The sequence below is a fragment of the Paenibacillus etheri genome (assembly GCF_001012825.1).
Taxonomy (GTDB): Bacteria; Bacillota; Bacilli; order Paenibacillales; family Paenibacillaceae; genus Paenibacillus_AQ; species Paenibacillus_AQ etheri.
The window spans coordinates 147,570-170,330 of record NZ_LCZJ02000033.1 but is presented as its reverse complement, the minus strand read 5'-3'; the positions used below and the strand labels follow the sequence as shown (position 1 = coordinate 170,330).

General features: G+C 45.0%; 17 protein-coding genes and 2 pseudogenes. 12 read left to right on the top strand and 7 right to left on the bottom strand.

Features of this window, described 5'->3' with window-relative positions; translation table 11 throughout:
* Positions 1-239 precede the first annotated feature (239 nt).
* Together UQ64_RS32955 and UQ64_RS20420 are read left to right on the top strand one after the other, a co-directional pair.
* Positions 240-446, top strand: a pseudogene (locus UQ64_RS32955) (hypothetical protein); the annotation flags it as partial.
* A gap of 12 nt (positions 447-458) precedes the next feature.
* A pseudogene (locus UQ64_RS20420) lies at positions 459-1,417 on the top strand (glycoside hydrolase family 43 protein).
* Between the two features lie 162 nt (positions 1,418-1,579).
* Here the strand turns inward: UQ64_RS20420 and UQ64_RS20415 are convergent.
* On the bottom strand, positions 1,580-3,556 hold the full coding sequence (locus UQ64_RS20415) for an NAD(P)/FAD-dependent oxidoreductase (protein WP_060625319.1): 1,977 nt from the start codon (positions 3,554-3,556) through the stop codon (positions 1,580-1,582).
* Between the two features lie 122 nt (positions 3,557-3,678).
* Between UQ64_RS20415 and UQ64_RS20410 the strand changes: the two genes are divergently transcribed.
* Positions 3,679-4,935, top strand: coding sequence for a PucR family transcriptional regulator (locus UQ64_RS20410; protein ID WP_060625318.1), 1,257 nt, complete (start codon positions 3,679-3,681; stop codon positions 4,933-4,935).
* Between the two features lie 290 nt (positions 4,936-5,225).
* On the opposite strand, the gene UQ64_RS20405 is transcribed toward UQ64_RS20410, so the two are convergent.
* Positions 5,226-5,753: a hypothetical protein gene (locus UQ64_RS20405; protein ID WP_060625317.1), complete on the bottom strand. Its 528-nt coding sequence runs from the start codon at positions 5,751-5,753 to the stop codon at positions 5,226-5,228.
* A gap of 235 nt (positions 5,754-5,988) precedes the next feature.
* Here UQ64_RS20405 and UQ64_RS20400 point away from each other — a divergent pair, with 235 nt between their 5' ends.
* Positions 5,989-8,664 (top strand): YhgE/Pip domain-containing protein, encoded by a 2,676-nt coding sequence (locus tag UQ64_RS20400; RefSeq protein ID WP_060625316.1) that lies wholly within the window; start codon positions 5,989-5,991, stop codon positions 8,662-8,664.
* Positions 8,665-8,722: 58 nt separating this feature from the next.
* Here UQ64_RS20400 and UQ64_RS20395 read toward each other — a convergent pair whose 3' ends face one another.
* Positions 8,723-9,697, bottom strand: a complete 975-nt coding sequence (locus UQ64_RS20395; RefSeq protein ID WP_060625315.1) for an aldo/keto reductase family protein — start codon at positions 9,695-9,697, stop codon at positions 8,723-8,725.
* Positions 9,698-9,806: 109 nt separating this feature from the next.
* On the opposite strand from UQ64_RS20395, the gene UQ64_RS20390 reads away from it, so the two are divergent.
* A complete protein-coding gene (locus UQ64_RS20390; protein WP_060625314.1) occupies positions 9,807-10,475 on the top strand; it encodes an SGNH/GDSL hydrolase family protein in 669 nt (222 codons plus the stop codon).
* A 35-nt stretch (positions 10,476-10,510) separates the two neighbouring features.
* Here the strand turns inward: UQ64_RS20390 and UQ64_RS20385 are convergent, their stop codons facing one another.
* Positions 10,511-11,281, bottom strand: a complete 771-nt coding sequence (locus tag UQ64_RS20385) for a DeoR/GlpR family DNA-binding transcription regulator (protein ID WP_060625313.1) — start codon at positions 11,279-11,281, stop codon at positions 10,511-10,513.
* A gap of 239 nt (positions 11,282-11,520) precedes the next feature.
* On the opposite strand from UQ64_RS20385, the gene UQ64_RS20380 reads away from it, so the two are divergent.
* From UQ64_RS20380 to fucU, 4 genes are read left to right on the top strand one after another with little or no spacing between them, the layout of a single operon-like run.
* On the top strand, positions 11,521-13,284 hold the full coding sequence (locus UQ64_RS20380) for an L-fucose isomerase (RefSeq protein ID WP_425339612.1): 1,764 nt from the start codon (positions 11,521-11,523) through the stop codon (positions 13,282-13,284).
* A gap of 30 nt (positions 13,285-13,314) precedes the next feature.
* Positions 13,315-14,760, top strand: a complete 1,446-nt coding sequence (locus UQ64_RS20375) for a rhamnulokinase (protein ID WP_060625311.1) — start codon at positions 13,315-13,317, stop codon at positions 14,758-14,760.
* 18 nt (positions 14,761-14,778) lie between these two features.
* Positions 14,779-15,429, top strand: coding sequence for a class II aldolase/adducin family protein (locus tag UQ64_RS20370; protein ID WP_060625310.1), 651 nt, complete (start codon positions 14,779-14,781; stop codon positions 15,427-15,429).
* Positions 15,430-15,441: 12 nt separating this feature from the next.
* A complete protein-coding gene (fucU, locus tag UQ64_RS20365; RefSeq protein ID WP_060625309.1) occupies positions 15,442-15,870 on the top strand; it encodes an L-fucose mutarotase in 429 nt (142 codons plus the stop codon).
* 3 nt (positions 15,871-15,873) lie between these two features.
* Here the strand turns inward: fucU and UQ64_RS32950 are convergent, their stop codons facing one another.
* Both UQ64_RS32950 and UQ64_RS32945 read right to left on the bottom strand, forming a co-directional pair.
* Complete coding sequence (locus UQ64_RS32950) at positions 15,874-16,248, bottom strand: helix-turn-helix domain-containing protein (protein ID WP_060625308.1); 375 nt, start codon at positions 16,246-16,248, stop codon at positions 15,874-15,876.
* A 1-nt stretch (position 16,249) separates the two neighbouring features.
* Positions 16,250-16,480, bottom strand: coding sequence for a cupin domain-containing protein (locus UQ64_RS32945; RefSeq protein WP_060625307.1), 231 nt, complete (start codon positions 16,478-16,480; stop codon positions 16,250-16,252).
* Positions 16,481-16,626: 146 nt separating this feature from the next.
* Here UQ64_RS32945 and UQ64_RS20350 point away from each other — a divergent pair, with 146 nt between their 5' ends.
* Positions 16,627-17,913 carry a Gfo/Idh/MocA family protein gene (locus tag UQ64_RS20350; protein ID WP_060625306.1) on the top strand — a complete coding sequence of 429 codons (1,287 nt, stop codon included), beginning with the start codon at positions 16,627-16,629 and terminating at the stop codon, positions 17,911-17,913.
* Between the two features lie 80 nt (positions 17,914-17,993).
* Here the strand turns inward: UQ64_RS20350 and UQ64_RS20345 are convergent, their stop codons facing one another.
* Positions 17,994-19,256: a TraB/GumN family protein gene (locus UQ64_RS20345; RefSeq protein WP_060625305.1), complete on the bottom strand. Its 1,263-nt coding sequence runs from the start codon at positions 19,254-19,256 to the stop codon at positions 17,994-17,996.
* 209 nt (positions 19,257-19,465) lie between these two features.
* Between UQ64_RS20345 and UQ64_RS20340 the strand changes: the two genes are divergently transcribed.
* Together UQ64_RS20340 and UQ64_RS20335 are read left to right on the top strand one after the other, a co-directional pair.
* Positions 19,466-20,587 carry a glycoside hydrolase family 88 protein gene (locus tag UQ64_RS20340; protein WP_060625304.1) on the top strand — a complete coding sequence of 374 codons (1,122 nt, stop codon included), beginning with the start codon at positions 19,466-19,468 and terminating at the stop codon, positions 20,585-20,587.
* Positions 20,577-22,739, top strand: a complete 2,163-nt coding sequence (locus UQ64_RS20335) for an alginate lyase family protein (protein WP_060625303.1) — start codon at positions 20,577-20,579, stop codon at positions 22,737-22,739. Before UQ64_RS20340 ends, UQ64_RS20335 begins: the two co-directional genes overlap by 11 nt.
* Positions 22,740-22,761 lie beyond the last annotated feature (22 nt).

The window sequence follows — 22,761 nt, the reverse complement described above, 5'->3', positions numbered from 1 at the left end:
TAGAATGACAAAAAATATGGCGGGTTTTTTCCTGTTTCTGTACCTAATTTAGTTAAATTTTAAGAATTCATAAAGTAAATTGGCGAAATAAGGTGTTTTTTTATCGTAATCATGTTACTTTCATCATTTATTTTATGGAAATATTAAAAGGTTTATATTAATGTATTTCCGATTCTATTTGTCTATGCTATTTTTAAAGTGAAAGTCTTAGCAAAGGACGTGAAAATGCGGTTTGGACTTCTGAGGATGAACAAGGTAAGCATTATGTAGCGTGGTTTAATCTCAGTGATGAAGAGTCGGCACTTCAGGTATCGTTCCAGGAGCTAAATGTTTCAGTTCCAAGAATTATACGTGATCTGTGGCAAAGCCACTACATGGAAGCTGCTAATGAAGGGGTTACGCAGGTTCTTCCACCGCATGGATCTGTATTGTTAAAGCTTATATAGAGGAGAAAGATTATGGATACGAGTAGAGAGTACAACAACCCATTGGTGGAGCAACGAGCCGATCCATGGGTATATAAACATACGGATGGTTATTACTATTTCACAGCTTCTGTTCCAGAATATGACCGGATCGAAGTTAGAAGATCGACAACTATCGAAGGATTGACTACTGCAGAACCAGTTGTAGCATGGCGCAAGTATGAGACGGGGCCGCTTAGTGCTAACATTTGGGCGCCGGAAATTCATTACATAGACGGAAAATGGTACATTTACTTTGCCGCAGCCCGCACTACGGAGACGACAGATGGTTTGTTCGATCACCGGATGTTTGCGCTCGAGAATACATCTGCTAATCCTTTAGAAGGAACATGGGTAGAAAAAGGCCAAGTCAAGACCGCTTGGGAATCGTTCGCTTTGGATGCGACTACGTTTCAGCATAAAGGAAAACTGTACTATGTATGGGCTCAGAAGGATCTGAATATTGAGGGTAATTCTAATCTCTATATTTCTGAAATGAGCAATCCGTGGACACTCACGGGTCCTCAGATTATGATTACTACTCCTGAGCATGACTGGGAAATTATTGGGTACAAAGTAAACGAAGGCGCAGCAGTACTGAAACGCAATGGTCGTATCTTTATCAGCTTCTCGGCGAGTGCTCCCGACTTCAACTACTGCATGGGACTATTAGTAGCGGATGAAGACAGCGATCTTCTTGATGCAGCTTCATGGACTAAATTACCAAATCCTGTATTCCAAACGAATGAAGCAAATGGACAATTCGGTCCAGGCCATAATAGCTTTACGGTCAATGAAAGTGGGAAAGATGTGCTCATCTACCACTGCCGCAATTATAAAGAAATTACTGGCGATATGATCCAAACCGTCATACTCGTGCGCAAGTCTTCCATTGGAATGAAGATGGCACGCCGAATTTTGGAGTTCCTTTTAAGGATACCGTAAAGAAATAATCTGTTCTTCCATGGTTGAATTCTCCATCATAACTTATTAGTTTGATTAAACACAAATGACCACAAGAGGGGCACTTTTTTCAAAGTGTACATCTTGTGGGTCACAGTTCAGGTTCGGCTTCGGTGAGCCTCTTTATTAATTAATGAATTTATATTAGTAATCTAATCTTCCAGACTAATTGCTGCATAGTAGCCACCACGTACGGCGGTGCCTACATTGCCGACGGTGTCACTGTCACCTACGACGCGAGTCTTGGCATGATATTTGGCTTGGATACTCTCTGCCAATCTCCGGTCTGGCTTCATACCGAAAGCGGTAATAACCGTATCGGCAGGGATACACTCATTGCTGCCGTCGAGCTTAGTGATGTGAACGCCGACTTTATCAATCGAAGTTACTCTGGAATTAGTACGTTGCTTAATACCGTATTCGTCGAACATCCGGTAGATAGAGATGGTATTGATGAACATAACATCCTTTGCTACGGCGTCGCGCATCTCGATAACAGTCACCTGTTTTCCATGCTCTTGTGCTAGCTCGATGGCAGAATCGCAGGCAGAAAGGCCTCCTCCACAGATGACGATCCGCTTCCCTTTTACCAAATCTTTATGGAGATGGGCGTCGACAACGCTGATGACATTGTCATAATCCAGACCTAGGATCGGCGGTTCTATTGGTAGGGCGCCAGCAGCAAGTATGATCCGGTCGGCTGAGTCCAATAGCGAATCGTCTGCCTGTAGCTCGGTATTCAGACGGACATCCACTTTTAGCTTATTCAACTGTACGCCGAACCATTTTACCAGATCACGAAGCTGTGACTTGAATTGCGGTGTGGCGGCAACACGCAGCTGACCACCGATTTCATGTTCTTTCTCCACCAGAATAACCTGATGCCCGATCGTCGCGGCGACACGTGCGGCTTCCAGTCCGGCAGGACCGGCGCCGATGACGAGTACCTTCTTTGGCATCTCGGTTTTGACCAATTTGAAGCGCTGTTCCTCGGCAGCTTGTATATTGACCGCACAGCTCAATTTTGTCAATCGGTTGACGATTCTTCCGATACATTCCTCATTGCATCGGATACAAGGGCGAACATCCTCGCGACATCCCCGCATGAGCTTGTTCGGCAACTCGGGATCGGCAATCAACGGCCGGCCGAACATGACGAAATCTGCATTTCCTGACTCCAGTAAACGTATAGCTGTCTCTGGTGTGTGGTTACCCGAGTTAAGCAACGGAATATTCACATGCTTACGAGCCATTTCACAAACATATTCCATACAGGCGTCTCCAAGATAAGCGGGAGGAAAAATATAGTCGAGCGTTTCATAGCTGCCGGAGTCAATATCCAGCGCATCGACGCCTTCGGCCTCAAGTAGCTGAATAAGTGGCATACTATCCTCCAGAGTGCGGCCGCCTTCAAAACGGTGATCCAGCGAAATACGGAACATGATCGGCATATTTGGCCCTACAGCCTTACGAAGGGCCCGGATAATATCGCGGGCGAAACGAGCTCGATTCTCGTCGCTGCCTCCGTATTCATCTTCGCGTTTATTCCAGACCGGGGACATGAACTGGTCAATCAAATATCCGGCATGTCCGTGAATTTCGATAGCATCGAAACCAGCCTTTTTGGCGATATCAGCCGAGTTTGTGAATTGCTCCATAATCTTGGCGATCTCTGGAACGGTTAGGGCATGACATGTCACACTAGGATCAAAGACAGCCGGAATCGGCGAAGCCGATACTGGTGGTTCTCCGTACATGCTTGGGAAAGCATTGCGCCCTGTACCGGGACTTATCTGACAAACTACTTTTGTACCATATCGCTGCACGGCTTCCACTAGCTCAGTCAGCTTAGGAATGACATGTTCCTTTTCTAGCGTACCTTCAAGCGAACCCTGAGCCAATTCCTCAGTAAGCAACTGGCAACCTAGTATGATCATTCCCGCTCCTCCGCGGGCTCTCTCTTCATAGTAACGGATCTCAGAATTGGATTTACTTCCGTCAATTTTAGAAGATCCAGTCCCCATCGGGGAAAGAACAATTCGGTTTTTGACCTCCATATTTCCGATTTTGAAAGGAGTAAATAAGCGGCTGTAATCAGTAGTTGGATCAATCTTTTGTGTTTCTATCATGATTGTTATGCTCCTTTATGATTTTTGATCTATCGAAACAGACCCTTTGATGATAAATTAAATGAATTATCACAGTCAGATAAGGTCTGGGACGAACATGAACAACAGAAGGTGATGGTGAGATGAGCTTATCCGCGCTATATCAGCAAGTTTTCGAAGCCGCCGCTAAAGGTGGCATGCAGACGATTATTAATGCCGCTTATTCGGTGATTAAGATGCCGATTATCGTTACGGATGTATCGTTTCGCAATCTGGCGATTGCACCTTGCGAGTCACTGGGTGACAAGATTTGGGACACCATGCTCCTGATAGGCGGTGCTCCGCAGGAAATGGTCGTTGGATTTCATAAAGAAAAATACATGCATGCAGCCTTCACAGAAACCCCACCGTATTACGTCGATTGGGGAGACTGCCAGAAGTTGCCGCGCATTCAAGAAATAATAAAAATTAATGATGTGGTTGAAGGATATGTCGCGATTCTATGCCCTAGAGAACGGCATGAACCTTGGCATGATCAAGCCTCTACAATAATTGCTAAAGCTTGTTCCATGGAGCTCGAACGAAAAGCTAACCATAATCTAGAAGGGAACCCGCTTTCACTTTTACTAGTCAAAGAGCTATTTGATAATCGGATTGTGACACCTGAACAATTAGAGCTGTGGAAACACGGCTTGAATTTATCCTTTTCCGGAGATTTTCTGTTGTTTGCTGTGCAAGCAGATTACGCTAAAACTACGACTGTACTGAAATACATGCTCGGCCAACTCAAACAGCAGTATCCCCACCAGCTGTCTTTGCTTGAAGGAAACGTTCTTCTCCTCCTGCTTTACGGTCTGGCAGAACAGGATAACACTTGCGCGGTGGAAACCAGAATCAAGCTAATCCTCAGACCTTTTAATGCACGATCTGGTGTTAGTCGACGTTTCACAAATATCCTAGAGCTGGACACCTACCGATTTCAGGCAGAGGAGTCACTAAAGCTTGGCATCGAAAGCACGGATAACCATTTTATTTACCGCTACGACGACTATGTCTTGCCCATTGTGCTGCATCGCTTTACACGGAACATCACAAAAAGCAACTGGATTTCACCCGCCATTCCAAGAGTAGCAAGCTATGACGAAGAGAACGGGACAAGCTATTTAGAAACGCTTGAAACCTATGTACTTGAGATTTGTAGCAGTCAAAGAGTGACAGATCTGCTTCATATTCATCGGAATACGCTACTCTATCGCTTAAATAAAATCGAGGAAATCATAGGCTTTCCGATTAGCGATCCGAAGTATTATCCGCATCTGCTTCTTAGCTTTCAGATGCTGAATATGCAGCAAGGACAATATCATGCAGAAGGGGTTTCCGTTACAACTAAGTATAAGTGATTATTTTCACAAACTGAATATGCGCCTGCCTGAATGTTGATGAAACCATATGTGCAGAAGCACAATATTACTAAGGGGACTTCCATTCAACGTGAAGAAAGAAGGACAGTTGGGTTATTCCTTAATTGATCCATTTGTTGCTATGTATACATATTTCGTTCTTCCGTCATTAACTTCTTGTTTATACCTTGATAATTTGATTAAAATACAAATGCCCCCAAGAAGGCCACTTTTTTAAAAAAAGTGTATATCTTGGGGGGCACAGTTTTTCATGTGTTATGGGTTGCTGCTTAAGGTATATATTGTTGCACGATAGAAGTGATTACGCCGTCCTGAATGGTAAGGTGATAAGGGAACTGGCTTAAGTCGAAAATATCCGATTTATTAAATTGATCAATAAACTGTTGTAAGGTAATGGCTTCGTTCCATTGAATGTCTAGATCCTCAATATTGCCAGTGTGATCATAAATCTGCATGGTGACTGTAGCGTTATCCGCGATCGGATAGGTTGTCAGTGTATTAAAGTCATTAACAATATAATAGCTGTCTGGAGCGCCACCAATTTCTGCTGCACCTTCGGGATCTCTTTCGGCAAAGATTCGATCAGCATCAGCTCCCTGATACCAGTTTATTTCATCGGCTGCCATGGAAAGTTTGCCATTCTCGGATTGAATAGTATGAATATATACCGTCTGTTGCTGAGTCTTGCCACTATCTTGCGCATCCACTCGTGTTCCAACGGTACTAGCAGTAGTAATTAGGGAAAGAAACAATAGAACAACAACCGGTAACACATACGCTGACTTTTTCTTAAACATTAGAAATCTCCCCCTTGAGATATGTAAAAAGGTTGTATATATCTTATTACCCGCTACGTTTTTTCCTAAACGGGCTATATACTTCTATTACGTTAAACGAGCAGGTTTTGTTGCATTTTTTTAAAAATATTTCTGAAAAGCAATAGTGGTCATGAATCCACTAAAAATGATAGTAAAAGTTTGTCTCCTCGGGCATATTAAAATGTCAAAACATACAGATTAGGGGGAGCAACGAATGGGTGGAATTCTGCGGATTTATAGGAACGACTGGCGCAACGTATTTAAGGTTCCTGTGGCCGTGTTCCTGATCGCTGCTTTGGTGGTATTACCTTCTGTATATGATTGGTTTAATGTTGCAGCAGTATGGGATCCTTATAGTAACACCTCTGGTATTAAGATTGCTGTAACCAGTCTCGATGAAGGGACCACTGTGAAAGATAAGAGCTTCAATATCGGCAATGATGTCATGGAAAGTCTTCGGAATAATAAAAGCTTAGGCTGGACCTTCGTAGATGCAGAAGCTGCGCACAATGGCGTGAAACGTGGAGATTACTATGCCAGTATTGTTATCCCTGCTGATTTCTCAAAAAGAATGACAGGGATCCTTGAAGGCAGGATCGTGAAGCCAGAGATTGAATACACCGTCAATGAGAAGATCAATGCGATTGCTCCTAAAATCACGGATAAAGGTGCCTCTTCCATCACAACACAGATCAGTGAGAATTTTACGGAAACGATTAGCGAAACGGTATTTACGGCTTTAAAGCAAATTGATACAAAGTTCCAATCTGAATTGCCTATTATACACAAGGTAGAGAAAGGTTTGTTTCAGTTAGAGGCAAGTTTACCCGAGATTGAAACGGCGGGCCAACGTGTATTGAAAATTGAGGAGCAATGGCCGCAAATTCATGCATCGGCAGAGCGCATCTCTAAGCTGGAGAATAAGCTGCCTGAGGTTGAGCAGGCGGGTTTGGCTTTAGAAAAAATAGCTGAACATTGGCCTCAAATTGCCAATGCTGCAGATCATTTAGGGGAGCTGCAGGATAAGCTACCCAAGATTGAACAAGCAGCACAGCTAATTGTTCAACTTGATAATCATTTTAGCGAAGTTGCACAAATCATGGACAAAGCGTCGGAAGGCCTTGCGAAAGCAAATAAGGTTGTTAATACTGCCCTAACAACGTTGCCTACGGCAGACAAGATTGCAGCTGCTGGAAATGATTTTGTTCTGGAGCTTCAGCAGTTCTTAGAGAAGAGTAATGCTGCATTTGAAGCGGTACCTGCCGCCCTCAAACAAAATATATACCTGCTGCAAAAAACGCAGAATTCAGTAGTTCAGCTTGCTGAACTGCTGCAGGGAGAGGAAATTGACCCGCAAGCGGTGCGCGAGCAACTTGAGTCAGTTTCCGCTCAGCTGGCGTCGGGAAGTGACGTGATGGACCATACGCTTTCTTTGTTATCGGCACTGAATACATTCTCGCCAGGAACTGTGCCCAGTGCTGAGATTAGCACCTTGAAGGCTGTAAACAATGTCTTGAGCAGACAGACTTCATTGGTAAATTCGTTGGCAACGGATCTACAAAATGAGGGTCAGCCTGATCCGAGTAAGGTTAAGCAACTGGGCCTAAAATCTGGCGAAGGGAACGTAGCCATTGCGAAGCTTATTTCCGAATATGAAACGGCAACGATCCCTGCTATAAAAAATACTTTAGAGCAAATATCCACTGCTGCTGAGACTACAGCCACTGCCCTGGAACAAGTTCCAGATCGAATGTCGGCGCTTGGTACCCTTCTTGAAGAGACTATGGCAGCGATTGAGTTCGGACAATCAAGCTTGGCTATTCTGCAGCAGGACTTACCAGCTATTCGTGAAGCGGTACATACAGCAGCTAGCGGTGTCGCAGATAAGACACAGAGCTTTGGTGCTTTTGTTCGCGACACACTTCCACTAATTCAGAGCAGCTTGCCTGTTGCAGGAGAAAAGATACAACAAGCCGCAAATTTCGTCCGTCAGGATCTGCCGACTGTAGAGGAACGGGTGCATCAGATTTCTGATCTGATTCGTACAGGTCTCCCCCGTGCGGATAAGGGTGTGGCAGTCGCAGCGGATTTGGTGCGAAATGATCTCCCGATACTGGAAGACTCGATTCGTAAAGCAGCAGCTACCATCCGTCAGATCAAAGATAAGGTGGATCTGGGAGAGATTGCTGAGCTGCTTGGAGGGGATATTAAGAGCAAAAGTGATTTTTTGGCCAATCCGGTAGTATTAAAAGAGAATAAGTTATATCCTATTCCGAATTATGGGTCGGCTATGACTCCTTTTTATGTTGTACTTTCCTTATGGGTAGGCGGTACACTGCTAATCTCACTTCTCCGTACGGGAGTGGATACTGAAGGAATTGTATACAAGCGGTATCAATTGTATTTTGGCCGTCTGCTGACGTTTCTTACGGTTGGGATTCTTCAAGCTCTGGTGGCTGTACTTGGTAATATTTTTATTCTGAAATGTTATGTGGTGGACAAGGTGTGGTTTGTCCTTTTTGCAGTACTGATTAGTATTGTATTCGTGACGATTGTATTTACCCTAGTCTCCGTATTCGGCAATGTTGGGAAGGGGATAGCGATCGTATTTATGGTGCTGCAGTTCTCAAGCTCTGGGGGTACGTTTCCAATCAGTACAACAGGTCATTTTTTTCAAATGTTGAATCCGTTTATGCCATTTACCTATGCGATTAGTCTGATGCGGGAGGCGGTAGGGGGGATTCTGCCGGAAGTGGCGATTCGCGATTGTCTTTATTTGATCCTTTTCGGTGTAATTGCACTCTTAATGGCGCTAACGCTCAAGAAGCCGCTGGAGCGTTATATCAATAAGGCAGCTGAACAAGCCGAAGAATCCAAATTGATTTCTTAAGAAAAAAGAGGTTGTACCTGAGCCAATTGCTGTGGCTTTTGGTACAACCTCTTTTAGATTATCTCGCTGGAGCGAAATCGGCTACTGGCTTTAAAATCTCATCAATTTTCTCCAAAGTATCTAGAGATAATACGGCATCGACAGCTTTGGCGTTCTCTTCCACCTGCGCTGGCTTACTGGCCCCAATAATTGCAGAACTTACGCCAGGTTGCCGCAGGGTCCAAGCTAAAGCTAATTGCGACAGCTTCAGGTCAAGGCTGTTAGCTAGTTCATCCAGTTGTCCGACTACTGTCAATACATCATCGCGGAAGTAGCTGCGAATGACCCCGTTTACCGAATCATCAGCTGCGCGGGTTCCTGCCGGAGGCTGTTGTCCAGGTTTGTATTTACCTGTCAGAATACCTTGGGCGAGTGGAGAAAAGACCACTTGGCTGAGGCCCTCACTCTGAGATACCTCAAGCACCTCATCTTCAATGTAACGCTCGAACATGTTATAGATAGGCTGATTGGAAATAAGCGGACGAAGATTTAATCTGCGTGAAATACCAGTGGCATCACAAATTTGGGCTGCGCTCCATTCGCTTACCGCTGAATACAGAATTTTACCTTGTGCAGTTAGGTCGTCCAGCGCGCGCAAAGTTTCCTCAACTGGTGTCTCTCTGTCAAACCGATGACAAAAATAAACATCAATATAATCGGTTCCTAAACGGCGAAGGCTAGCTTCGCATTGTTCCATGATGTGCTTGCGTGACAACCCACGATTATTCACATCATCTCCCATGGGGAAGAACACCTTTGTACTAAGCACATAAGATGATCTTTCATAGGAACGAAGAGCAGCACCCATTGCTTTTTCGCCTTCACCACGGTTATAGGCATTAGCTGTATCAAAGAAATTGATACCGCATTCAAAAGCTTTGCTGATGCAGGCGTCTGCTGCCTTTTGCTCTGCTGCTGTTCCATATGTAAGCCAGCTGCCTAAGCCGATTTCACTGACTTTTAGTCCTGAATTGCCTAGTCTTCTGTATTTCATTATTTTCTTCCCTCCTTGAGTTGTATATGTTAACTTTACTTGTATCCTATGGAACATTCAACTTGAATGTTTCATGTAAAAGACGAGATCAAGGAGATGAATCATAGTAATGACTAGTCCAAATTCTAAAGCTAAAAAAGTGATTTTATTTCAGGGTGACTCTATTACGGATGGGAACCGTGGTCGTGATGAAGATCCCAATCATATTCTGGGACATAGTTATGCGTATATCATTGGAGGCAAGTTAGGCAATGAACGAGCTGACCAGAATCTAGTATTTTATAACCGTGGGATAAGTGGAGATCGAATTTCCGATCTGTATGCACGCTGGAATGAAGATGCGATTTACCTTCAGCCAAATGTCATCAGTATTTTAATTGGTGTTAATGATCTTTGGAGAACAATGAAAGGGGAACCAAGTGGAGTAACGGACCGTTTTGAACGTGCGTACCGTCATGTGCTTGAAGAAACTGGGGAAGTACTTCCGCAAACGAAGCTGGTCTTGTGTGAGCCTTTTATTCTAAATACCGGAGCTCCGGCAGAACAATGGGATGAATGGAAAGAGCGGATTACTCATTATCAGGGTGTTGTTAAGCAGCTTGCAGAGGAATTTAATGCTGTGTTTGTTCCTTTACAGGAAGTATTCGATACGGCTACTCGTAGAACTGAAGCAGCCTACTGGCTGTGGGACGGCGTTCACCCGACAGCAGCTGGGCATGATCTGATTGCTGGGGAATGGTTGAAGAGTGTAGAGAAAAGCGGTCTTTTAAGCCATTAAGGTACTAAGGATCTTCTTATCTATGTACCTACTGATTACTCAGCGGGTGCATAGATAAGAGATACGTGATAGTTATTCAGAAACTCGATCCATTCCTCAGAAGGCTTCTCGTCTGTAACGATATAATCCACTCTATCGAAACTGAATAATTTGATGAATGCAGTCCTGTCGAACTTAGAGTGGTCTGCGAGCAGAACTACTTTATTCGCCTGCTGTTGCATGAGAATCTTCAGTTCACTTTCTTCTTCATTCGAATCACTGAGCCCACCAGTCATGGACAATGCTTTGCAGCTGAAAATGGCCACATCCACATTATATTTTTGAATGGTCTGCGAGGCGGTATGTCCAACGAAGGAGCTAGTCTCGGGTCCTAGGATTCCACCTGTAGAAATTAGCTTTTGCCCGGAGTGTTGAAATTCGGATAATATAACCAGTGAGTTCGTAATAATCGTCAGATTGTTTTTCTCCTCAATAATTCTCCGCAAGGCTTCAAAAACTGTTGAACTTGTATCCGTCACCAAGCTATCCCCATCATTAATTAATTGGAGAACATGATCGGCTATCGTTCTTTTGGCCTCAATATTAACTTGATGCCTGCTCACATAGGGAGGGTCCTCATTCGTGTGGGCATTTAGGATCGCTCCGCCATAATTTTTCTTGGCAAGTCCTTCCTTGTCCAGTTTGTCCAGATCCCGCCGAATGGTCTCTTCCGAGACATTGAATTTTTGCGCCAGCTGAGCGACATGGACTTTCTTTTGTCTATACAGCTCATTAATGATTAGATCCCGCCGTTCAAATGCTTTCATCCGTTCACTCACCTCTATCATCATCTACTTTCTAGTTTACTACATTGTTGTATATTTCAAAAAAAAACCTCATATTCACATAATACCACAGTATATTATTATTAATACCACATAAAACCACATAATTTATCTATAAATATGTTGTTTTATGTTGACTAAAGCGTTTCCGTATTTTATGATGAAGGAGAAAAGGTCCATTAACGATGATACTAAGATGATCTTGAGGAGGAACAGCTGTGATCGAAAACTATCCGAAAATTGGTATCCGCCCGACCATTGATGGCAGAAGAAGAGGGGTTCGCGAATCGCTAGAAGCTCAAACCATGGGTATGGCACAGCGGGTAGCTAAGTTTATTGAAGAGAACTTATTTTATCCGGATGGCCGCCCCGTAGAGTGCATCATTGCCGATTCTACGATTGGTGGTGTGAAAGAAGCTGCTGCTGCGGCTCAGAAATTTGCTGGGGCTAACGTTGGCGTATCGATTACTGTGACCCCTTGCTGGTGTTATGGTTCTGAAACGATGGATATGGACGCCTCGATCCCGCATGCGGTTTGGGGATTTAACGGAACGGAACGCCCTGGCGCAGTATATCTAGCTGCTGTTCTCTCAGCTTATGCACAAAAAGGAATTCCGGCGTTTGGTATCTATGGTGAGGATGTTCAGGAGTCTAGCAGTGAGGAGATTCCAGCGGATGTGCAGACTAAATTGCTGCAGTTCGCCAAAGCTGGGTTGGCGGTTGCTCTAATGAGAGGGAAATCCTATTTATCTATGGGTTCTGTTTCGATGGGGATTGCTGGATCGATTGTAAATGAACAGTTCTTCCAAGAGTATCTGGGGATGCGCAATGAATATATTGATATGTCAGAATATGTGCGCCGCTTTGAAGAGGGAATTTATGATAAAGAGGAATATGAGCGAGCACTCGCGTGGACCAAAGAGAACTGTCAAGTTGGTGCCGATAATAATCCGAAGCATCTGCAAATAAGTGATGATGAGAAAGAGAAGCAGTGGGAGACATGTGTGAAAATGACATTGATCGCCCGTGATCTGATGATCGGCAATCCTGTTCTCGCTAAGCTGGGCTTTGAGGAAGAGGCCAACGGCCATAATGCGATTGTGGGTGGCTTCCAAGGGCAGCGCCAATGGACAGATCATTTCCCTAATGGGGATTTCATGGAGACGATACTGAATTCCTCCTTTGACTGGAACGGCAAGCGTACCCCTTATATCGTAGCGACAGAGAATGATAGCCTGAACGGAGTAACGATGCTGTTCAATTATTTGCTTACGAATACTGCACAAATCTTTGCGGATGTCCGAACCTATTGGAGTCCGGATGCAGTTAAGCGAGTAACAGGTCATCAATTGGAAGGTGAAGCAGCACACGGAATACTACATTTGATCAACTCAGGTTCGGCAGCACTTGATGGTACGGGTGAGCAGACGATAGACGGTAAACCTGTGATTAAACCTTTTTGGGAAATTTCGGAGGATGAGGTAGAAGCTTGTTTGAGCCATACCCAATTCCGCCCTGCTTCTCAAGAATATTTCCGTGGGGGCGGCTTCTCTACAGATTATTTAACCAAAGGCGGGATGCCAGTTACTATGGCACGTATGAACTTGGTTAAAGGGCTTGGACCTGTTCTTCAGCTTGTAGAGGGTTACACGGTAGAGCTGCCTGAAGATGTTCACCATACCCTGGATCAAAGAACGGATCCGACTTGGCCAACGACCTGGTTTGCGCCTAAGTTAACCAATAGTGGTTCATTCCAATCAGTGTATGATGTTATGAATAATTGGGGTGCAAATCATGGGGCTATTAGTTATGGGCATATTGGTGCGGATTTGATTACGCTGGCGTCTATTCTGCGCATTCCGGTCAGCATGCATAACGTTGAGGAATCACGTATTTTTAGACCTCGGGTGTGGTCGTTATTTGGTACTGAAGATCTGGAGGGAGCAGATTACAGAGCATGTCAGAACTTTGGACCCCTCTACTAAAATCTTCCTGTGAAGCAGGTGTGGTGAACAATGGGTGATACGATTAAGCTTCTAGCCATAGATCTCGGCGCCAGTTCTGGAAGAGTTATGCTGGGGATATATGATGGCGACAGGCTACAAATGGAAGAAATTCATCGGTTTGATAATACGCCGGTACAGATCAACGGGCACTTATATTGGGATATTCTGAGGCTCTTTCACGAAATGAAGCAAGGTGTCCAAAAAGCTTTTAGGCAACATGGAGAATTGACGTCTTTAAGTGTGGATACATGGGGAGTCGACTACGGGTTTATTGATAAAAAAGGAATGATGCTCTATTCCCCACATCATTACAGGGATCGGAGGATGGAGGCTCACCGTCTCAAATTGGAAGCGTTACTGTCACCGGCAGAGCAATTCCGTATGACCGGTAATCAGCCAAGCATGATTAATACAGTCTATCAGTTGTTCTCTGATCTTCAGGATGATGATTCTCTGATAGAGACCGCGGATACGATCTTGATGATGCCAGATCTATTTCATTATCTATTTTCTGGTATAAAAGCAGCAGAAAGCACGATCTGGAGTACAAGCGGCTTAATGGATGCTGTCACGGGAGAGCTCTCCTCTGAAGTATTTAGTAGGCTTGGGATTCCGAGTCGTTTATTTCCACATCAGGTCCATGCCGGAACGGTTATTGGTTCTATCCTACCGATTATTCAAGAGGAGCTTAGTGTAGGCCCGATGAAAGTGATCGCCGGTGCTTCACATGACACGGCTTCAGCAGTAGCTTCAATTCCTTATACTCGCAAGGATGAAGCAGCATTTATAAGTTGTGGTACGTGGTCATTGGTGGGGATGGAGACGCCTGAGCCGGTCATTTCGGAGAAAAGCTATGAATATGGTTTCACCAATGAACGTTGCTTCGGTAATTCTAATCGTTTGCTAAAAAACACAACAGGACTATGGATATTGCAAGAGCTCCAAAGGAATTGGGCGAAAGCAGGAGAGCAGCTTAGTCAAAGTGAAATGGTTGAACTAGCCAAGACGATTAATGGAGCACCAGCGATCATTGATCCGAATGACCAGCTCTTCAGCACACCTGGTGAGATGGTGCAGCGGATTAAGGAATATTGTGAGCGAACGGGGCAGCAGACCCCTAATGCGAAAGCTGAGATCATACGCGTTATTCTCGAGAGCCTTGCGCTATCATACTGTAGAACGATTGATGAAATGGAAGAGATCACCGGCAAGACAATCTCTATCATTCATATGGTTGGCGGTGGGATTCAAAATGAACTATTATGCCAGCTTACCGCAGATGCTACGGGTAGAGAGGTCATTGCGGGGCCTGTGGAGGCAAGTGGAATTGGCAATATCATTGTCCAACTGGCTGCTCTGGGGAAATTGGAAGCTTCCGAGGGGAAAGAGTTCGTGGCACGATCTTTTACCTTTAAGACATACCAGCCTTCTTTGGTGAAGAACTCTAAAAAATAGGATACGAGGAGAGAACTTATGGATACTTTGGAACAAAAACTACGTTTGCAGATTTGTGATATCGGCAGAAATTTGTTCAATAAAGATTTCATCGCCGCCAATGACGGGAATATTTCAGCACGGTTATCAGAGAATGAAATTCTCACTACTCCCAGAGCGGTGAGTAAGGGATATTTAGAGCCTCATATGATTGTAAAAGTGAATCTACAAGGTGAAGTTCTTGAAGCAGCCGAAGGATACAGACCCTCAACAGAAACTAAAATGCATTTGAGAATTTATAATGAGCTACCTGAGATGAATGGTGTGGTCCATGCACATCCACCGTATGCCACCGCTTTTGCCATTAAAGGTGAAGCGCTCGATAAAATGATGATGCCAGAGTCGGTTATCATGATTGGTGATATTCCATTAGCGGAATACGGAACACCTTCGACAGAAGAAATTCCGGATTCATTGATGCCTTTCCTTGGCAAGAAGACAGCAGTCCTGCTCGAAAATCACGGAGCACTTACTTGGGGAACAGATGTTATGGAGGCTTATCTGAACATGGAGAGACTCGAATATACAGCCAAGATCACCTTTATTACGCGTATGATTGACGGGGAGAGAGAGCTGCCACAGCATCGGATTGATGAGCTGGTTGCGTTGAGATCTTTTTATGGTAAGTAATGAGGTGCTTGGATGTTAAAAAAAATTCCTAAGCTACTATCTCCGGAACTGGTACGTGTGATGATGGAAATGGGTCATGGAGATGAGCTTGTACTGGCAGATGCTAATTATCCAGGGCACTCCTTGAACTCAAAAGTACTAAGATATGATGGCATTGGAATACCTGATCTACTAGACGCAATATTGGAACTGCTGCCGCTTGATCATTATGTGGAACATCAGGTGGCGTTTATGGCTGTGGTTGAGGGAGATCCTACGGTGCCGGTGATCTGGTCCACCTACGAGTCGATTATCGCCAAACATGACGCTGAAGCGACGGTTAAATATGAGGAGCGGTTTGATTTCTACAATCGTTCTAAGCAAAGCTACGCTATTGTAGTAACGGGTGAAGAAGCACTCTATGGAAATATTATTATCAAAAAAGGTGTAATTAAGGCCTGATGATCAGCGATTCTGCTTGCGGTATTGCAGAGGGGAGCACTTCGCGATGTGCTTAAACACCCGCCCGAAGTGGGCGATGCTGTCAAAGCCAGTATTTTCTGCAATGGCAGTGACTTTAGTGTTAGTGCTCTGCAAGAGTCGTTGCGCTTCCTTGATCCGAATGTAGTTTAGGTATTCAACAATGGTGAAGCCAGTGGTCTGTTTGAATAAACGACAAAGATAGGTGCTGCTGATGAAAAAAGTTTCGGATAGCTGCTCCAATGTAAGCTTTTCAACATAATGTGCCTGTAAATAATCGATAATTTCGTAGACTTTAAGCTGCTTCTCACTGCTCTCAGGAGCGATGGGCTCGCGGCTTATTTCTTGTACTCTGTTCATTTCAATAAATAACTAAGCCCTTAGAAGTGGTGCGGTGGAGTTCATTTTTGTTAATAAATATCAAATCACCTTTGCGTAAGGTATAAATCAAATTGTTGATATAATAGCTGCGTTCACCCGCAAGTAAATAATAAATTTCATAGGTATCGTGATAATGATTGGAATCCATGCTGAATGGTCCGGCTCTTTTGATTTGTTCAATGATAAATGGAGGTTGAAGCATCTGTTCCATTTTACATCTGCCCCTTTCAGATAATGAAGCTAATATATGCAAAGTTTTCGCTATATCTGCTAATAATCGCTTAGATTTGGATGTATTTTATACTATAGACTATAAGAAGAAACGGCATCTAAATCAATAGCGATGGAGTGATCCTTGTGTCGAAGAAGAAATATGTATTCGTAGGTACCGGCGGTCGAGCGGAGTTCTTCTATGGTGAGATAACTACGAATTATCGTGAAACTTCGGAAATTGTAGGCTTTTGCGATGTGAATGGGGCAAGAATGGATTATGCGAATCGATTACTGGAAGCGAAATATCAGTATCATGCGGTTCCTACTTATAAAGCTCATGAGTTCGATCGTATGATAGAAGAGACTAAGCCGGATATGGTTATCGTTACGAGTATTGACCGCACACATCACCTTTATATTATCCGGGCGATGGAGCTTGGCTGTGATGTGATTTCGGAGAAACCAATGACGGTGGATGAAGAGAAATGTCAGGAAATCCTTGAAGTGATTGAGCGGACGGGGAAAAAACTGCGCGTTACGTTCAATTACCGCTATGCCCCGCACAATACCAAAATCCGTGAGCTGATCATGGATGGGGCGATTGGAGAAGTGTTATCCGTCAATTTTGAGTGGCTGTTAAATACACAACATGGAGCGGATTACTTCCGCAGATGGCATCGGGATAAGCGTAATAGTGGAGGTCTATTGGTCCATAAATCAACACATCATTTCGATTTGATGAATTTCTGGTTGGGCTCTCGTCCAGACACGATCTATGCAATGGGAGATTTAAGGTTCTATGGCAGAGAGAATGCGGAGAAGCGCGGGGTGACCGAGTTTTATCAGCGTGCCCATGGTAGTAGTGCTGCGGAGAATGATCCTTTTGCCCTTCACCTTAAAGACAACAAGCAGCTTAAGCAGATGTATCTGGATGCCGAGCATGAAGATGGGTACCTGCGAGATCAAAGTGTATTCGGTGATAATATCAGCATTGAGGATACGATGGCAGTCATGGTCAAATACAAAAATAAGACGATTATGAACTATTCACTTAATGCTTATTTGCCTTGGGAAGGCTTCACTGTAGTATTTAACGGGACGAAGGGGCGGATGGAAGGTAAGGTTGTTGAACAGTCCTATGTAAACGCCGGGGGGAAGAAAGAAGATGAAGGGGCACTAAAGAACAAGAAAATCATGGTGTTTCCTCATTTTGAAGCACCCTATGAAGTGGAGATTGAAGAAGGCGTTGGGGGACATGGTGGAGGAGATCCGGTCATGCTGCGTGATATTTTTGAACGACCTGTGGAGGATCGGTTTAATCGTGCGGCTTCCCATGTGGATGGGGCTTTGTCTATTATGACGGGGATTGCGGCTAATCGTTCGATCGCTACTGGACTTCCGGTGAAGGTAGATCAGTTAATTAAATTATAGAAGGTTATGCAAAACAAGGCTGCCTCCAAAGTCATCCAAGATGACTAAGTGACAGCCTTGTTTTATTGTGACATCAGTAATTATTGTTTGACGACGTTAAAGCCATCTTTTTGCAATTGGGTCACAATGCCATCATCACCTAGCATATGCAGCGCTCCAACGATGACTAAGTAAGTCGCCTTCTTATCACTGTTCAAATAATCTTTAACGTGCTTCACCATGTTAGTATTTCGATCCGAAACGAGACCCTTATAGTATTCTGGCTCCTTAGCGACCGATTGTGTCATCGCTACGAGTGATTGTTCATCCCCCTGCCTCCACATTTGGGATAATGCATCCAGCGAAGCTGTTGCTGCAGCATTGTCCGTTTGCTTGAGGCTGTCGAGTGTATCGAGGAGAAGCTTTTCTTGTAACCCATCTGAGAATTGATTGAACATATTCAGCTGCAATTGCATATTTTCCAATTCAATAATAGGTTTACTCAGTTTGCCTGCTTTCTGTGTGAAATATAGGTCGATTCCCGTATCCGGTGTATAATCTGTTGTTTGCATTTTCAGGCTTGAGATGCCTTGAGTAACGACCCATGGTTTAAAGGAATCGAATGCATCTCCTGCAAGACCATTCGCTTTCAGAAGCGCAACAACTTTGTTATAGGTATCAGCGGATACGTGATCTTTGAGCTTGGTTCCATCTGTATAGGAACCTTTCTCCGTAAGGAACTTTTGAATCTCCGTTTGATCAACCTTGGTTAAGTCAACTTCGACCCCAAGATATTGAGATGCCTCAAAGGCAGCTTCAATTTCCGGGCGAAGCGGGTACATTTTGTCGTTAGCTACATGGATAGAGCCAAGCAGATAGACAGTGTTACCGTTGTTCTCCACTTTCCATAAGAATCCGGTGCTGCCTGCAGCCTGATTATTGGCTACAAAGGTGATGGTGCGCTGCGCCGGACTCCATTCTACCTTATAGCCGATCGTTTCTCCTATAAAGCGGACAGGTACATAGGTGACATTGTTGATGGTTTTAGGAGCCACCTCTAGTTTTTTCTTCTCCCCGTTTACCGTTGCTGTGGTGCTGCCGATAGTCAGTGAGAGGGCCAGTCCATTTTTGGTCCCCGTTACGGTTTGCGTCTTTTTATTCCAATTCATATTTACATTAAGCTTCTCTAGAAGTGGACGCATAGGAACCAAGGTAGTTCCTTTTTCTACAATTGGGTTAGCATTGCCTAACTTTACTTCTGTTCCATCAATCCACACGCCGACAGGCTTTTCAGCCGCATGGGCTGTGGTAAATACAGACATAACCATGAAAATGGATAAAAATAATGCACCTAGCTTTTTCATTAATAGGACACTCCGTTTCTTAAAAGAATGAAAGCAGTAAGTCACTTTCTGATTTTAACGTATTTTTCCATAAGTAGTTATATATTTTGTTACGTCGTACAAAAGTCAAAATAATGCACATCAAAGCAAAAATCGCCCCTATTAGATTCTGTTCACTCTCCTTATCATGAAACGTAAGAAACGAAGAGCCCGAAGGGAGTAAGAAACTTATGTGGAACAGTGCGATTGAAGATGCGATAGAGAAGGTACGTAAGAACATTGACCGATTCGGGGGCAGATTCCCTCATGTCAGCATGAATGGAACTTACCAGCTTAATACCAACGATGATTGGACCAATGGATTCTGGAGCGGCATGTTGTGGTTGTGCTATGAATATACGCAGGATGATAACTTTCGTATTGCGGCATCTCATACCGTAGAGGATTTCCGCCGCCGTTTCGCGGCAAAGACGGTGCTTGATCATCATGACATCGGATTTTTGTATTCGTTATCCTCCAAGGCCCAGTGGATTATAGATAAAGACGAATCTGCACGTCAGTTGACACTGCAGGCGGCAGACTTACTACTAAAGCGCTGGCGCACAGGCGGCGGTTATATTCAGGCTTGGGGACCTGTGGGAGATGCCCAGGAAGGTGGACGCATCATTATTGATTGTCTGTTGAATCTTCCCCTTTTGTACTGGGCGGAACAACAGACTGGTGATTCACTATACCGTCAGGTGGCGGTCATGCAGGCGGATAAAACGAAACGTTATCTGGTGCGGGGAGATGACAGCTCCTACCATACGTTTTTCTTCGACCAGATGACCGGAGAGCCGATTGGTGGTGCTACGCACCAGGGCTATACTAATGGATCAACCTGGACGCGCGGGCAGGCCTGGGGCGTCTACGGTTTTGCATTATCCTACCGCTATACTAAGGATCCGTTGTATTTGGAAACGTCCAAGCGGATGGCCCACTATTTTCTGGAGCATTTGCCACAGGATCATGTCGCTTACTGGGACTTTAATGCTCCAGTGTCTGCGGATACGTACCGGGATAGCTCGGCCTCTGCAATTGTTGCGGCTGGACTACTGGAACTGCTGGAGCTAATGGATGAGGAAGATCCCGAACGGGCTTATTTTCAGCAGGGATTAATACAGTCGATGACTTCACTTGTGCAGAACTATTCCACGATCGGTGAAGACGCAGAGGGACTGCTAAAGCACGGCTCTTACCATGTACGCGGCGGTCTGTCTCCGGATGATTTCATGATCTGGGGAGATTATTTCTATCTCGAAGCTTTACTGCGGCTGCAAAAAGGTAGCAAGGGGTACTGGTATGAACGCTGATGGAAAGCATACTTCCCCTTATGCCGTCTTTGCGCTGCTCGACCTTGAGTTACCCGCTCTAGCAGCGGTGAAGGATGCGCTCAGCCAAGCACGGCAGGACGAAGCGCTGACTGAATTGCATCGGTATATGACTAGTCGGAGCACGCCGGGCTGGCAGGCAGAGGACAGTCGGAAACAGCAGCATATCGACTATATACAGCAATATTGCGCAGATGAGCTGAAAGCCGTATTGAAGACAGCGGATGAAGTTGTGGAGCAGACGTTTCTCTTCCGCTTTCCCTGGGACATGGAACGCAGCCGCATTCCGGTTTCCTTTGAGGAAGAAATTGACTGGGGCTATGTTCCGGACAAGGATGTAGAATGGGCTTATATGCTGAATCGCCACCGCTATTGGGTGGCATTAGGACAAGCGTATGCGATAACAGGTCATGAGGATTATGCGAGAACACTTTGCTGTCAGCTTGAAGATTGGATGGACCGTAATCCTGTTCCAGACATGCCTACGAATGATCCGCTGACATGGCGCACAATTGAAGCGGGCCTTCGCTGTGCTAATTGGATCAAAGCGCTGTCCTATATACAGGATAGTCCGCTGCTTACACCGACGCTTCTGGCGAAAGTGATGATATCCCTTCATGAACACAGCGAATATTTAGCTTTATCATTTACGGGCTGGAAGAATATCAGCAACTGGGGGGTTCTGGAGACTTGTGGTTTGCTCCAAACCGCGCTCTACTTCCCTGAGTTCACTAGCGCCAAAAACTGGCGACAGCTCAGTGAGGAGAGACTGGGGGAGACGGCTCGAATCCAGATTATGGCGGACGGTATTCACTGGGAGCAATCGCCCACCTATCACCATGAGGTTCTGGTCTGTTTTCTCGACTGCATCCGCTTGTCCCGCATGAATGGACTGGAGCTACAGGATGAATTTCAGCAAAAGGTTCATCAAATGGCCGCGGCCTCCTTGTATTGGGCCAAACCGAATCATCGGCAGCCGATGCTCGGTGATAGCGATGACAGCGATGTCCGTTCGATTTTGACTTATGCGGGTTGGTTGTTCCAGGATTCTGTGCTCCGCTTTGGCGGATACGATCAAATGGATTATGACAATGCCTGGTTGTTCGGGATGAATGGAGTTGAAGGCTACGAGCAGCTGATTGCGGAGGAACCGCCTTACTTGTCGCGCTCTTTCACACATTCCGGCCATTATGTGATGCGAACGGGTTGGGACGAGCAGGACTTGTACCTATATTTCCACTGCGGACCGCTTGGGGGTGGACATGGTCACGCGGATCTGCTACATTTCGATCTGTATGCCTATGGGCGGGATATGCTTACCGACCTGGGCAGATACAACTATAGTGATCACACACCACTCAGAAAAGCATTAAAAGAAAGCGCTGCCCATAATACGACTACTGTTGACGGAATTGGATTTACCGAAATCACGGATACATGGTCCTTCTCCCAAATTGCGAAGCCGACAGGCAGCAAATGGATCAGCAATCCGGACTTTGATTATGTTGAGGGCAGCCATGATGGCTATCGACATTTGGATGATCCGGTACACCTGCTAAGGAGGATCATATTCATCAAGCCTTATTACTGGCTTCTGGTCGACAGCTTTAGCTGCCGTCAGGAGCATACGTTTTCCCAGCATTTTCATTTTGCACCCGGAGCGGTTCAGATGGAAGACGAGACATTCATTTGCCGTACAAAAAATGAGCAGGAAGCCAATCTTTGCATCATTCCCGTTAATGTTGAAGGACTTCAGGGCAAGATTGATGACGGGGTAATCTCCCGCGAATATAATCTGCTGGAACCCAATCAGCATGCCGTTTACTCCCGAACGGGAAAAGGAACGGTATCGATCATGCAGATGCTGTACCCGCAGCCTTCCGGTGAGCCGTTCTGTCCGTTGGCTCTACAGGTGCCGATTTACCGCCATACGGGTGAACCTGTGGATGCTGCGCAGGCGGAGGCATGCCGCATCAGCCTCCCTGAAAGAAATGAGGAGCATATTATCGTGATCAGCCACGAGGTTCCATCCAGTCACTTGGATTCCTATGTAGTGGAAGGTATACAAATTTTTGGTGAGGTAGTGCTTATTGTTTTCGCAAACGGACAAAAGAAAGTTACGGTAATCAGATAATGCATGTATACTGGACAACGGA

Coding starts and splice junctions, on each gene's coding strand:
- UQ64_RS32950 (WP_060625308.1), bottom strand. CDS start 16,248: ATGAACAGAGTACAAGAAATAAGCCGCGAGCCCATCGCTCCTGAGAGC.
- UQ64_RS20415 (WP_060625319.1), bottom strand. CDS start 3,556: ATGATAGAAACACAAAAGATTGATCCAACTACTGATTACAGCCGCTTA.
- UQ64_RS20375 (WP_060625311.1), top strand. CDS start 13,315: ATGGGTGATACGATTAAGCTTCTAGCCATAGATCTCGGCGCCAGTTCT.
- UQ64_RS20390 (WP_060625314.1), top strand. CDS start 9,807: ATGACTAGTCCAAATTCTAAAGCTAAAAAAGTGATTTTATTTCAGGGT.
- UQ64_RS20410 (WP_060625318.1), top strand. CDS start 3,679: ATGAGCTTATCCGCGCTATATCAGCAAGTTTTCGAAGCCGCCGCTAAA.
- UQ64_RS20395 (WP_060625315.1), bottom strand. CDS start 9,697: ATGAAATACAGAAGACTAGGCAATTCAGGACTAAAAGTCAGTGAAATC.
- UQ64_RS20340 (WP_060625304.1), top strand. CDS start 19,466: ATGTGGAACAGTGCGATTGAAGATGCGATAGAGAAGGTACGTAAGAAC.
- UQ64_RS32945 (WP_060625307.1), bottom strand. CDS start 16,480: ATGGAACAGATGCTTCAACCTCCATTTATCATTGAACAAATCAAAAGA.
- UQ64_RS20345 (WP_060625305.1), bottom strand. CDS start 19,256: ATGAAAAAGCTAGGTGCATTATTTTTATCCATTTTCATGGTTATGTCT.
- fucU (WP_060625309.1), top strand. CDS start 15,442: ATGTTAAAAAAAATTCCTAAGCTACTATCTCCGGAACTGGTACGTGTG.
- UQ64_RS20405 (WP_060625317.1), bottom strand. CDS start 5,753: ATGTTTAAGAAAAAGTCAGCGTATGTGTTACCGGTTGTTGTTCTATTG.
- UQ64_RS20385 (WP_060625313.1), bottom strand. CDS start 11,281: ATGAAAGCATTTGAACGGCGGGATCTAATCATTAATGAGCTGTATAGA.
- UQ64_RS20370 (WP_060625310.1), top strand. CDS start 14,779: ATGGATACTTTGGAACAAAAACTACGTTTGCAGATTTGTGATATCGGC.
- UQ64_RS20400 (WP_060625316.1), top strand. CDS start 5,989: ATGGGTGGAATTCTGCGGATTTATAGGAACGACTGGCGCAACGTATTT.
- UQ64_RS20335 (WP_060625303.1), top strand. CDS start 20,577: ATGAACGCTGATGGAAAGCATACTTCCCCTTATGCCGTCTTTGCGCTG.